This window comes from Acinetobacter sp. 1130196, from assembly GCF_000588095.1.
Taxonomy (GTDB): Bacteria; Pseudomonadota; Gammaproteobacteria; order Pseudomonadales; family Moraxellaceae; genus Acinetobacter; species Acinetobacter nosocomialis.
Map to the genome: position 1 here is coordinate 155,202 of NZ_JFWX01000002.1, position 12,838 is coordinate 168,039.

13 protein-coding genes are annotated in these 12,838 nt (G+C 37.8%); 7 read left to right on the forward strand and 6 right to left on the reverse strand.

Annotation, left to right across the window (positions count from 1 at the left end; genetic code table 11):
• Positions 1–47: 47 nt before the first annotated feature.
• Positions 48–1,460 (forward strand): Si-specific NAD(P)(+) transhydrogenase, encoded by a 1,413-nt coding sequence (gene sthA, locus J671_RS07330; RefSeq protein ID WP_031981836.1) that lies wholly within the window; start codon positions 48–50, stop codon positions 1,458–1,460.
• 243 nt (positions 1,461–1,703) lie between these two features.
• Here the strand turns inward: sthA and J671_RS07340 are convergent, their stop codons facing one another.
• From J671_RS07340 to map, 4 genes are all read right to left on the reverse strand, one after another.
• Positions 1,704–2,918: an MFS transporter gene (locus J671_RS07340; protein WP_031981837.1), complete on the reverse strand. Its 1,215-nt coding sequence runs from the start codon at positions 2,916–2,918 to the stop codon at positions 1,704–1,706.
• A gap of 169 nt (positions 2,919–3,087) precedes the next feature.
• Positions 3,088–4,434 carry an MFS transporter gene (locus tag J671_RS07345; protein WP_022575360.1) on the reverse strand — a complete coding sequence of 449 codons (1,347 nt, stop codon included), beginning with the start codon at positions 4,432–4,434 and terminating at the stop codon, positions 3,088–3,090.
• A 403-nt stretch (positions 4,435–4,837) separates the two neighbouring features.
• Positions 4,838–5,893 carry an OmpW/AlkL family protein gene (locus tag J671_RS07350; protein WP_031981838.1) on the reverse strand — a complete coding sequence of 352 codons (1,056 nt, stop codon included), beginning with the start codon at positions 5,891–5,893 and terminating at the stop codon, positions 4,838–4,840.
• A 206-nt stretch (positions 5,894–6,099) separates the two neighbouring features.
• On the reverse strand, positions 6,100–6,924 hold the full coding sequence (gene map / locus J671_RS07355; RefSeq protein WP_004707758.1) for a type I methionyl aminopeptidase: 825 nt from the start codon (positions 6,922–6,924) through the stop codon (positions 6,100–6,102).
• 210 nt (positions 6,925–7,134) lie between these two features.
• Between map and rpsB the strand changes: the two genes are divergently transcribed.
• From rpsB to J671_RS0104235, 6 genes are all read left to right on the forward strand, one after another.
• Positions 7,135–7,887, forward strand: coding sequence for a 30S ribosomal protein S2 (gene rpsB, locus J671_RS07360; protein ID WP_001982118.1), 753 nt, complete (start codon positions 7,135–7,137; stop codon positions 7,885–7,887).
• A 137-nt stretch (positions 7,888–8,024) separates the two neighbouring features.
• On the forward strand, positions 8,025–8,900 hold the full coding sequence (tsf, locus tag J671_RS07365; RefSeq protein WP_002052897.1) for a translation elongation factor Ts: 876 nt from the start codon (positions 8,025–8,027) through the stop codon (positions 8,898–8,900).
• A 64-nt stretch (positions 8,901–8,964) separates the two neighbouring features.
• On the forward strand, positions 8,965–9,447 hold the full coding sequence (locus tag J671_RS07370) for a DUF3465 domain-containing protein (RefSeq protein ID WP_031981840.1): 483 nt from the start codon (positions 8,965–8,967) through the stop codon (positions 9,445–9,447).
• A 96-nt stretch (positions 9,448–9,543) separates the two neighbouring features.
• On the forward strand, positions 9,544–10,368 hold the full coding sequence (locus tag J671_RS07375; RefSeq protein ID WP_004707762.1) for an AraC family transcriptional regulator: 825 nt from the start codon (positions 9,544–9,546) through the stop codon (positions 10,366–10,368).
• A gap of 94 nt (positions 10,369–10,462) precedes the next feature.
• Positions 10,463–11,179, forward strand: a complete 717-nt coding sequence (locus J671_RS07380) for an AzlC family ABC transporter permease (RefSeq protein ID WP_031981841.1) — start codon at positions 10,463–10,465, stop codon at positions 11,177–11,179.
• A gap of 1 nt (position 11,180) precedes the next feature.
• Positions 11,181–11,498: an AzlD domain-containing protein gene (locus tag J671_RS0104235; RefSeq protein ID WP_031981843.1), complete on the forward strand. Its 318-nt coding sequence runs from the start codon at positions 11,181–11,183 to the stop codon at positions 11,496–11,498.
• Between the two features lie 37 nt (positions 11,499–11,535).
• Here the strand turns inward: J671_RS0104235 and J671_RS07385 are convergent, their stop codons facing one another.
• Both J671_RS07385 and J671_RS24950 read right to left on the reverse strand, forming a co-directional pair.
• Complete coding sequence (locus J671_RS07385) at positions 11,536–11,988, reverse strand: DUF962 domain-containing protein (protein ID WP_031981845.1); 453 nt, start codon at positions 11,986–11,988, stop codon at positions 11,536–11,538.
• Between the two features lie 571 nt (positions 11,989–12,559).
• Positions 12,560–12,838: transposase (locus J671_RS24950; RefSeq protein WP_031983380.1), on the reverse strand; the 279-nt coding region annotated here is incomplete at its 5' end.

Sequence of the window (12,838 nt, forward strand, 5' to 3'; positions counted from 1 at the left end):
ATAATCTATTATAAAATATGGTCATTCAAGAGAGGAAGGAGCTTTCAATGCCACGTAAAAAAGAGGTCGTTAGTGGGAATTTCGTTAAGTACGATACGGTAGTTCTCGGTTCTGGACCTGCAGGTGAAGGCGCGGCAATGAAGCTTGCAAAAGCGGGTAAGCGTGTTGCAATTGTAGATGTGCGTGATCAACTTGGTGGTAACTGTGCTCACGTAGGGACTATTCCAAGTAAAGCATTGCGTCAAACAGTATCTAGTATTATCCGCTATCAACGTGATCCAATGTTTCAAAAAGTAGGTGAATGGAAACAGTTCACCATGAAGCAGGTTTTGCGTAATGCACACAAAGTAATTCAACAACAAGTTGATACACATACACGCTTTTATGATCGCAACAAAATCGGTGTATTCCATGGTCGTGCATATATTCAAGATAAAAATACAGTTTTAGTTTTTAGCCATGAAGGTATTAAAGAAACAATTATCTGTAAGCAAATCGTGATTGCGACAGGTAGTCGTCCTTATCATCCACAAGGTCTCGACTTTGACCATCCTCGCGTATTTGATTCAGATAAAATTCTTGATCTTGATTATTCAATTCAAAAAATCATTATTTACGGTGCAGGCGTTATTGGCTGTGAATATGCTTCAATCTTTATTGGTTTAGACCATAAAGTTGATTTAATTAATACTCAGCAAAAACTATTAAGTTATTTAGATGATGAAATTGCTGATGCTCTGTCTTATCACTTACGTGAGCAAGGGGTGTTAATTCGCCACAACGAGCAAATGGATCATCTTGAAACATTTGATGACCACGTTGTTTTACACTTACAAAGTGGTAAAAAGATTAAAGCTGATGCGATTCTTTGGTGTAATGGCCGTTCAGGAAATACAGAAGGTTTGGGCCTTGAAAATGTAGGATTAGTACCAAATAGTCGTGGTCAACTTTCTGTAAATGATCAGTATCAAACAGAAGTTGAAAACATCTATGCTGCTGGTGATGTGATTGGTTGGCCTTCACTTGCTTCGGCTGCTTATGACCAAGGACGCTGTGCTGGTGCGAACATGAGTGGTGAAGATGCGAAGCCAGTGCGTGATATTCCAACAGGTATCTATACAATTCCTGAAATTTCTTCGATTGGTAAGAATGAACAGGAATTAACGGAAGAGAAAATTCCATATGAAGTGGGACAGGCATCTTTCCGACATTTAGCACGTGCACAAATTACGGGTGATACCGTGGGTGAGTTGAAGATACTTTTCCACCGCGACACTTTAGAAGTTTTAGGTATTCACTGTTTTGGTAATAATGCTGCCGAAATTATCCACATTGGGCAGGCAGTTATGCACAGCCCAAATAATACCTTGAAATATTTTGTTGAAACGACGTTTAACTATCCAACAATGGCTGAAGCATATCGTGTAGCTGCACTTAATGGTATCAATCGTTTATTTTGATTTTAAATAAGTTTTTCATAAAAAAGCCCGCAAACTTGCGGGCTTTTTTATTTTCATTAGACCATACGATTTTTATATTTTTATGACAATGTGCAGAGTGATTTCCGTGTCTCATCTATTTAGTGTGGACAAAATGCTTGATTAAAATATTCAAATAAATCAGGTGTCTGCTTCCATAATACGATAGAAAGAACCAGAAGAGCGGCAATGAAGAAAGTCATAATTGTTTTCAAAAGTAAGGCATTATGCGTCATGAATAACAGCCTCCTCATTTACAAAGAAATGTACGATTACCCCTAATATACTCAATGCAATAGAGCAGAGCCAAATCGCATTGTAATTACCTGCTAAGTCATGGTTAACACCACCAAGCCAACCGCCAAAGAAAGAACCAACTTGATGGGTGAAAAACACGATTCCGCTCAGCATTGAAAGATATTTAACACCAAACATATTTGCCACAATGCCGTTTGTAAGCGGAACTGTAGAGAGCCATAGAAGTCCCATGATGATGCCAAAAGCATAGACCGTATAAGTGCTTAAAGGTAATAATAGAAAGGCAATGATTGCGATGCCACGGCTTCCGTAAAGTGCCATTAATAATTTAGGTTTCGAGAAACGGTCTCCCAACCAACCTGCACCGTAAGTTCCCACAATATTAAACAACCCGACCAAAGCAAGAAATACTGTACCTGTGGCTGCATCAAAGCCGTGATCGATTAAATAGCCTGGTAGGTGGACACCTAAGAAAACAACTTGGAATCCGCACACTAAAAAACCTAAAGCTAACCACCAGAACGGCTTATGTTTTCTAGCAATATTTAGTACTTGTTTAAAGGTGAGCTGAGGTTGAGCGATTGCTTTTGGGGCTTGGTTGCTTGGCCCTTTTAACATCCATGCTAGAGGAATGATAAGAGCGATTAACAGCGCACTTACCATTAAAGCTGACGACCATCCCACTGTTTTAAGTAAGAGAAGGGTGGAAGGCAGCATAATAAATTGGCCAAAAGAACCAGCTGCACTGGCAATGCCCATTGCCATACTTCTTTTTTCTGGTGGAGCAGCTCGGCCTACTGCGCTAAGTAATACTGTGAATGAAGTGGCTGATAAAGCTAAACCAATAATAAGACCTAGGCTCAAATTCAAAATGAGTACACTTGAGCTAAAAGCCATTAAGAGTAAACCAAGCGCATAAAGTAATCCGCCGACAGCAACCACAACTTTACTACCATATTTGTCTGCGATTGCACCGGTAAAAGGCTGCACAGCTCCCCAAATTAGGTTTTGCATAGCAATTGCGAGACTAAAAACATGCTGACCCCAACCAAAATCATGACTCATTGGGACCAGATAGAGTCCAAAACCATGACGAACACCTAATGAAAGAGCCAAAATAATGGCACTACCAATGAGCATATAAATGAGTGATTGAGAAAACTGGTTGCTTGTTTTAGTCATTGTGAGTGTAAAGTTATAAGAATGTGATGAATCATTGTAAAAGATATATCGAATAATATCGATATATCTATAAAGATATTTAAGAAGAATTAAAAAGCTTGAAAGAGGTATGTGACGCTATAAAAAGTAAATAAGCAGAAATCATTTTAATTTCTGCTTATTATGAAAATTAAGCTGCGGAATTACGTTCAAGTAGAGCTTGTTCAAAAAGTACTTTTTCCTTTTCTTTATGCTCGGTTGTGAAGCGAATCAAAATTACGCTACAACCTGCAACCATAACCAGTCCACCTAAAATAAAGAGACAAGTTTGAACATCAAGTACACCTTTTAACAAGAAACCAGCTGCTACTGCGCCTGCATTACCACCTGCACCAATAATTCCAGCAACACCGCCTAATGCATTGCGATCAATAAATGGTACCAATGCATACGTTGCGCCGCAGGCCATGTGAGTAAATAGTGCAAAGATAGTCATTGAAAGAATAGCGAGAGTGACGCCGTTCATTTGAGAGAAAAGAATCAAAAATAAACCTTCGCCTAAAATCATGAGTACCAGTACCTTAGTGCGTCCGTCTAGTCCTTTTTTAAGTGCGACTTTGTCTGAAATAATGCCTCCCAATGCCCGTGCGAATAATGCGAGAAGGCCAAATATTCCGGCCGTTAAGCCCGCAGTTTTTAAATCCATTTTGAACTGATCAACATAGTACATCGCTGCCACGTTATGGATAAAAATTTCGATACCAAAGCATGCGCCATAAGCAAGAAATAAAATCCAGACGCGATAGTTACGAGCAGCTTGCATTAAAATTGCCATACCGCCTTTTTTACCACTGCCAACTTCAATACCTTCTGCGCGAACTTCTTTAAAATTTCCTTGAGGGCAATCTTGAGTTAGTTTCCAGTAAAGCACTCCCACAATCACCATCATTAGACCAGGTACGATGAGAGCAATCCGCCAACCCATAGTTTGTTCGACACCAAACATGACAATTGCACCGAGTAATAAAGGCATTAACGCTTGAGTTGCACCGCCACCAGCATTGCCCCAACCAGCTGCTGCTGCATTTGCTGTACCTACAACGTTAGGTGCAAACATAATACTTGTATGATATTGCGTAATGACAAAGCTTGCGCCAATTGCACCAATCAGTAAGCGGAAGAATAGGAAAGATTCATAACTGTTAGCAGCAGCGACACCAAATACCGGAATACTGCCGAGTAAGAGTAGGGCTGTATAGGTAATTCGTGGACCATATTTATCGCAAAGTGGCCCAACAGCGAGTCGTACTAAAATCGTAATCGCGACGGCGGCAATATTAATATTGGCAATTTGATCTTTTGTTAAGCCAAATTCGCCTTTAATAACAGGCATTAGTGGAGCACATGCAAACCATGCGAAAAAACACACAAAAAATGCGAGCCAAGACATATGGAACGCACGCATGGCTGGAGTTGAGAAACTAAATAATTTAATCTCAGTTGCTTTTTTTGCATCTAGATTGATATTTGAAGACATACGCCGTCCCCCTGAACTGAACGAAATTTTAATTTGCATGACAAAATGAATTGTCTATTTGCATACCGATCAGAGCGGACGTCATTGGCCGTCTTGGTTTATCCATTGAATCGCCATTGATTCATCATGTTGTAATAAAGCAAAGGACGTGCCAAAAAGTAATTTTTACTAAGAGGAAAACTTTAGTTTTTAATTTTATTAAATTAGTTAGAAATTAAGAAAATTAATGACTAAAACAAAATTAAGAAAATAGGAAGAAATAGGAAAATGATGAGAGATTCTTTTAATAAGAAATGCTCATTTTTTTAGCATATTGGTTTAAAAAGAAGCAGCTTTAATTTGTTTAATAAAAAAGCTATAAAAGCCTTTAGTAAAGCTTTTATAGCTTGTACGCTTTTAAAAATTAGAAACGATAACCTACACCAACATATGTAATTAGTGGATCGATATCAATTTTGGTGTTTGCTTTGATAAGCTCTTTACCAGTGTTTTGGTCAGTAACATAAATTTTTGCTTCATTATTCATTTTCGAATAAGAAAAGGAACCTACAGCAAACCAGTTTGGATTGAAATCATAAGTCGCACCAACAGTAACAATAGGTGCGAAAGTATCAGTTGCCTCTAACTTCACAATAGGGTTAGCTGAAGATGTTTTGCCATCTAAAGCTGCTCCAGCTTGACCATCATGAATATTTTGAATCATATGGCCTGCTTTAATTAAATCTGACTCAATCCCTGAATTCATTTTTAATTCATTAAAATAGGCATACATGACCCCGGCACCTACATATGGACGGAATTTATTTACCCCAGATTTACCAAATTGATAGTGTAGTTCTACAGCAGGTAACCAAGCACGTGCGGTAGCAGCTTTACCACCTTGAGTGAGATCGGTGATATGAATATCTTCTTTTAAACCTATCGTGCCAAGAGTGGTATTTGCTGAACCTGATAATGGTGCATAAATATTACCTTTACCTTGAATATCAACTTTAGGAGGGACACCGGCTTTAATTTCTAGAGATAGATTATCTGTAAAATTATAATTCGCCATGATCCCTAATGTGTCCACATCTTTTGCTTCTAAACCCGTACCTTGACTTTGCCAATTTGATAATCCATTTACAGTGGCTGTTCCGGTGAGTATTGAAGGCAGTGTATCTGTGGGTAAAATTTTGATTGCATCGTATAAGAGGGGATTGGAACTTCGGTCAGCCGCATTTAAAACAGATTGTTTTGATACGGAACCTACTTTAGAAGTAGTTCCTTCTGCAACACTAGTATTAATATTAACTGGATTTGCGCTTCCTTGTGGCATGGCATGTAACCAGCCAGCAGAAACCGAAAAACGCTTGAAACCATCACCATCTTTAAAACTAAAATATGGTGAAGCAGCGAAAGTGACTGTAGGCAGAGCAAAAAAGGCAGCTGTCATACAAAATAATGACTTTTTCATCATAAAGGACTCCATGTCCGGACATTTGTTTACTGATTTTTATTGAGCCCACCATAGCGCGTTTTATCAAAATGATTGTGTAATAAAAATTAATAATTGTAATGTTTTTGAAATATTTGTTTATATTTAGAAAGATTTATTAATAAAAAGTACAAAATAAAAAATAAAAGGCTACATAAAGTAGCCTTTTATTAAATCTGATTAAACTATTAATTGAAACGTGAGAGGTCTTCTTCAGGACGAGCTGTTAACACTTCAATCCCTGTTTGAGTCACTAAAATAGTATGTTCATATTGAGCAGAAAGTTTATGGTCTTTAGTTACAACAGTCCATTTATCACCAAGCAATTTAGTCTGCCAAACACCCGCATTGACCATAGGTTCAATGGTAAAAGTCATACCTGCTTCTAAACGCATGCCTGTACCAGGTTGTCCATAGTGCAATACTTGAGGTTCGTCATGGAAGACAGTACCGATACCGTGACCACAATATTCACGTACTACGCTAAAACGTTCTGACTCGACATATTTTTGGATGGCATGGCCAATATCACCTAAATATGAACCATCTCTAACTGTTGCCATTCCACGATACATTGCTTCTTGAGCAACTTTACATAAACGGTTTGCCAAAATAGAAGTCTCACCACCCACGATATACATCATGTTAGTGTCGCCGTGATAACCGTCTTTGATCACTGTTACATCAATATTAAGAATATCGCCGTTTTTCAAGATTTTATTTTCAGAAGGAATACCATGACATACAACATGGTTAACCGAAGTACAGATAGAGTGTTGAAAAGCAGGGCGTCCTGGAGCACCGCCGTAACCTACGCAGGCTGGAATAGCGTGTTGTACATTTTCAATATGATTACGGCAAATCGTATCAAGTTCGAGGGTGCTTACACCGGCCTTAATATACGGCTTGATCATCTCTAGAACTTCAGCCGCCAGTCGTCCTGCAATGCGCATTTTTTCAATTTCATCTGGAGTTTTGATTAATCGACGTGGAGCTGTATAAGTACTGTTCATGATCTCTAAAAACTTTTGGTAATTTACAAGCGTCTATGGTATAAATAGCCGCCCATTTTATCAAATGCTTTTCGTGAATATCTTTTACGAAGAATTTTGATAGGTGGAGTAAAAAATCCGCACATATATCGTCACATTACTCTGGGTGCCCGTAAAAAGGTGGAGAATGCGGATATATGGAGGCCTAACCCAACTTTTAAGGTAAAGAAAATGGCAGATTACAACGTAAGCATGCGCGACCTTCTTCAAGCAGGTGCGCACTTTGGTCACCAAACTCGTTTCTGGAACCCAAAAATGCGTCAATACATTTTTGGCGCGCGCAACAAAATTCACATCATCAACCTTGAGCACACTGTTCCTGCGTTAAATGATGCTTTGAACTTCGCTAACCAATTAGCAAGCAAAAAGAACAAAGTTTTGTTCGTTGGTACAAAACGTGCTGCTTCTAACATCATCCGTGAACAAGCTCAACGCGCTGGTCAACCATATGTAGACCACCGTTGGTTAGGTGGTATGTTGACGAACTGGAAAACACTTCGCCAATCTATCAACCGTTTAAAAGATCTTCAAACTCAATCTCAAGACGGTACTTTTGCTAAGCTTACTAAACGTGAAGCTTTAGAACGTACTCGTGAGATGGAAAAACTTGAGCGCTCTTTAGGCGGCGTTAAAAACATGGGTGGTTTACCTGACGCATTATTTGTAATCGACGTTGATCACGAAGCGATTGCAATTAAAGAAGCTAAGAACTTAGGTATTCCTGTTATCGGTATCGTTGATACAAACTCTAACCCAGATAACGTTGATTACGTTATTCCTGGTAACGACGATGCGATCCGTGCAGTAACTTTATATGCTTCAGCTATGGCTGATGCAATTCTTGCTGGTAAAGAATACGCTCAATCTCAAGCGAACGCTCAAGCAAAAGGCGATGACGCTGCGAAAGACGCTTCTGAGGCTTAATGCGTTTTGACGCAGGCTTGTCATTTTTGCGACATGTAATGGTGGCAAATTAAGCGTCGAGAGTGCAAACGGCCCAGAGTTTCTTTGGGCCGTTTTTGTTGAACAGATTTATTTTCTACCGATTTTAGGAGATCAACATGACTGCAATTACTGCAAGCATGGTAAAAGAATTACGTGACCGTACTGGTCTTGCAATGATGGAATGCAAAAAAGCATTAACAGAAGCGAACGGTGACATCGAACTTGCTATTGATAACCTTCGTAAATCTGGTCAAGCTAAAGCTGCTAAAAAAGCTGGCAACATTGCTGCTGACGGTGCAATCACTATCGTTCAAGACGGTAATAAAGCGATCTTAGTTGAAGTAAACTGTCAAACTGACTTCGTTGCTAAAGACGAAAACTTCTCTAACTTTGCACACGCAGTTGCTGCTGCTGCTTTAGCTGCTGGCGAAACTGATGCTGCTAAAATCGCTGAATTAAAATTGGCTGATGGCCAATCCGTTGAAGAAGCTCGTATTGCGCTTGTTCAAAAAATCGGTGAAAACATCCAAGTTCGTCGCGCGAAAATCGTTGAAGGCGAAAACTTGGCTATCTATAAACACGGTTTAAAAATCGGTGTTGTAGTTTCTTACACTGGTGATGCTGACACTGGTAAAGGTATCGCAATGCACGTTGCTGCATTCAACCCAGTAGCAGTAAGCGCTGAAGCAGTTCCTGCTGACCTTATCGCTAAAGAGAAAGAAATTGCTGAAGCGAAAGCGTTAGAATCTGGTAAGCCAGCGAACATCGTTGAGAAAATGGTAACTGGTTCTGTTGAGAAATACTTAAACGAAGTTGCTCTTGACCGTCAAATGTACGTTATCGACAACGAGAAAAAAGTTGCTGACGTATTAAAAGCAACTGGTACAACTGTTGCTAACTTCGTACGTTTCGAAGTTGGTGAAGGTATCGAGAAAAAAGCTGAACTTAGCTTTGCTGAAGAAGTTGCTGCTGCTCAAGCTGCTGCGAAGTAATTCGTATCTTCAAAAAAAGCCCCTATGGGGCTTTTTTTATCCCTGTTGAAATCGGAATATAAAGATGACAAATAAAAAAAATTTGAGTATTGGCGGCATTATTGTTTTATTGATCGCTGCATATTTCGGTCTGGATTTATCTGGGCATAAGAAAAATCAATCGCCATCATCAAGTCCTGCCACTCAGTATACTGAAACTACGTTTTCAAATGATGGGATAGATACTATAAAAGCTGCCTATGACCGCAGACAAAGTAATGTTCAAGTGCAGGGAAGTGGTCGAGTAAAAGCAATTTTAAGAGAAGATAATGATGGGACAAAACATCAGAAATTTATTCTTGTATTAAAAAATGGTCTTTCAATCTTAGTGGCTCATAATATTGATTTAGCACCAAAAATTGAAGATTTACATAAAGGGGATATTGTCGAATTTAACGGTGAGTATGAATATAACGAAAAAGGTGGTGTATTGCATTGGACGCATCATGACCCACAAAACCGCCATGAAAATGGTTGGTTGAAACATAATGGACATATTTACCAATAGAAATAGAGTATACATTTCTATCTAACAGCAATTTTGTTCTATGCATCTTTTTAAAACATGCTATGTTTTTTTTAGATAAATAGATGAGATGTATATATGCACCGGGAACAGGCTGACTACTTGCATTTGCGAGAGTTGGGCGGTTTAGAATTATTAAAAGCACATTACCATCAAACGCAATTTTCAAAGCATACCCATGAGGGATATTGTATTGGTGTTATTGAAGAAGGTGCACAGTCTTTTTTTAGGACGGGTCAATTACATGTCGCTCCTAAAGGCGACATTATTTTGGTGAATGCAGATGAAATTCACACAGGCTCATCTGCTGTTGAATCGGGCTGGCGTTACCGTGCAATCTATCCTACACCCGAAATGCTTGCTGAAGTAAGCCAAGATTTTTTTGAGCAAGGCCATGGGGCACCTTGGTTTCCACAAGCAGTTATTCAGGACTTGGGTTTGTCTCAACAACTTTGTTTATTATTTGATTTATTAGAACAAAAAGACAATTTTTTGCTTAAAGAAACCATGTATCTATCCACATTAGCATGTTTAATGATGCGCCACGGTAAATCTCGACACACCTTTTGTGAATTACCAGAAGCTTATTCGAAAATATTAAAAGTTAAAGATTTGTTGGCAGATATGCCTGAAAAGAATTTTTCTTTGCAGGAATTGGCTGACATGGCCGGATTAAGTGCTTGGCATTTTTTAAGACAATTTAAAAAACATGTGGGTTTGCCACCTCATGCGTGGTTAGTGCAGGCACGTTTGCAAAAAGCGAGACAGTTGTTAAAGCAAGGTGATCAAATTGTGATGGTTGCACAGCAATGTGGATTTTCTGATCAAAGTCATTTTAACCGTCATTTTAAAAAGGCCATGGGTGTTACACCTACCCAGTATGTAGCAAGTCTTAATCTCTAAAATTTATTTTTATTTCTAAACGCAATTTTGTTCAAGAGAAGTTAACCTGCATAGAAGAAAATCTATAAATATTTAATATTATAGATGTCTAGAGATGAATACTCCTTTAAATCAATCTATTAGATTTTCTAAAAGCCGACCTCCGTATCTTTTTTTACGAGGGGCGGTGGATATACTGCCATTGTCTATTTCGGTTATTCCGTGGGCTATTTTGGCTGGTTCAATGGCAATTCATGCAGGTTTATCATTTTATAAAGCATTGGCAATGTCAGGGATTGTGTTTGCTGGAGCTGCACAATTGGTCAGTTTGAGTATGATGATGGAGGGTGCTTCATTATTAACAATCTATATCACGATTTTCTTTCTTACTGCTCAACATTTTATTTATGCATTAACTTTAAGAAATGATATTTCTATTTTGTCTTTGCCCAAACGATTAAGTTTAGGTTTTTTACTAACAGATGAATTGTTTGCCTTAAGTGCTCCGAACGAAAAAAGGCATCCTCATTATTTATTGGGGGCGGGTATATGTTTTTATTTATTCTGGGTGATTTTTAGTCTAGTTGGAATTTTATTGGCTACGGCGATTCCAGATTTATTGTCCTACCAGTTAGATTTTTCGATTATTGCTATTTTTGTGGCCATGATTATCCCTATGTGTAAGGAAAAGCCTGTCATAGCCGGAGTTTTAACAACTTGTTTTAGTGGTTTTATTCTCAAACTTTTTCATGTTGAAGGCGCCATTCTGATTTCTGGTTTATTGGGAATGCTAATTGCGGTTGTTGCAGAAAATAGAACAGGAGAAAAATAAGATGTCATGGCTCATGATTTTAGGATTAGCGGCTATTGTATTTTTTAATCGTTATTATTTTTTGGAACCCAGTGTAAAAGTAGAATTACCGGTATTGATGAATAAAATGCTGAACTATTCAGCGCCTTGCTTATTAACTGCTATTTGTATACCAGTAATTTTTTTTGAAGGAAATGAACTAAGAGGTCTTTTAGATAATCCATATTTATATGCGACAATATTTTGTATTGTAATTGCTTTTTATTTAAAAAAAGTCTTATCAAGTGTGCTACTCAGTCTAGCATTTTTCTATTTTATAAATTTTCTAATAAATCAGTAAATTTAAGCTGAATCTAAAAGATTCAGCTTTTTAAAAATTATTGAGTAATCAATTTGTTCTGCCGACTTTTCCACTTTGGCAATATTTTTCCAAGATAGGCATCCATACACCAAACTGGGCCAATCAATAGAAATTGTAAATCTTTAAAGAAAGAAGGTTTTTTACCTTCAACTTTATGTCCGTAAAATTGTCCAATCCAAGCAATGACAAAAAGAGCAATAAAAAACCCCCCCCCTACAGGTAAGACATAAATAAGCCAAGCCATTACAACTAGAAGCGCAGCCATTGCTACTGCAAGTACAAGATCGAGTCGAGCATAGAAAATTAGAGTCAGTACAATGAGTAAAGCAGTGAGTAAGGCGCTAAAGTGGGCAATGATTCCGATAATAGAAAATAAAATAGCTGGGACGCATACCCAATGAATTTTCTTATTCGTTGGATTTTGATGGCTTTCACTGTATTCATCAAACCATTCAGCAATAGATTTCATAGACCTTTTTCTCCATGTCTAATTTTGAATCATTCTTTTTATGCCTATATTTTAGCCTGTGGTTATGTGAGTAGACAAGAAAAGTTGCAAATCTTCCTTATCGTATATTCATGTGACCTTAAAAATTAAGGACTGATCATCTGGAAAAAGCAGGGTGGAAAAAATTAAAAAACAATCTTAAAAGGCAGCACAGTTGGATTAAAAAATCAGGCTATTTATTTTTGGATTTTGAAGTGGGAAAATCCTTATAAAAACCACTTTTTTATGAAAAGTTGGAAAATAATAGAAAAAAGCTCAACTCAACTTGCTTTAAAACCCTATAAACAGCTTTTTTTGGACTAAGGTGGTACTAGGGTAGCGGAATTTTTTTAAAATGGCTCTAATCAAAAAATATAAGCAAAAATGGATGAGTAATAAAATGATGTGTTTTTGGGTTAAAAAATAATCAATTTTGTAATTAAAAAATGAGTAAAAAAACAAAATTTTTAGCATGATTTTTATATTTTTGGGTCTAAAAATGGCTTTGTTGCATAAACATTCAAAAGCTGAGTTCTCCCCAATCCATTCAAATTTAAGACACAACTTGGGTGCGAGGTCTACCTAATTCCGTAAATCTATTCAGAACTGCCACACGCGCATGAATTTCATTGACCTGACTTTGAAAATGTCTTGCCGTCAGCCTATCACCTAATAATTTGATGCAATGCATCTTGGTTTCCACCAAACTACGACGGTGATAACCCGACCATTTTTTCCATAGGGTTCTGCCTAAATGTTTAACCGTTTGAAGTAACTCATTTCGTTCTATTGAACTTATTTTAGAATCTTTCCAGGGCTTGGCATTCTTTCT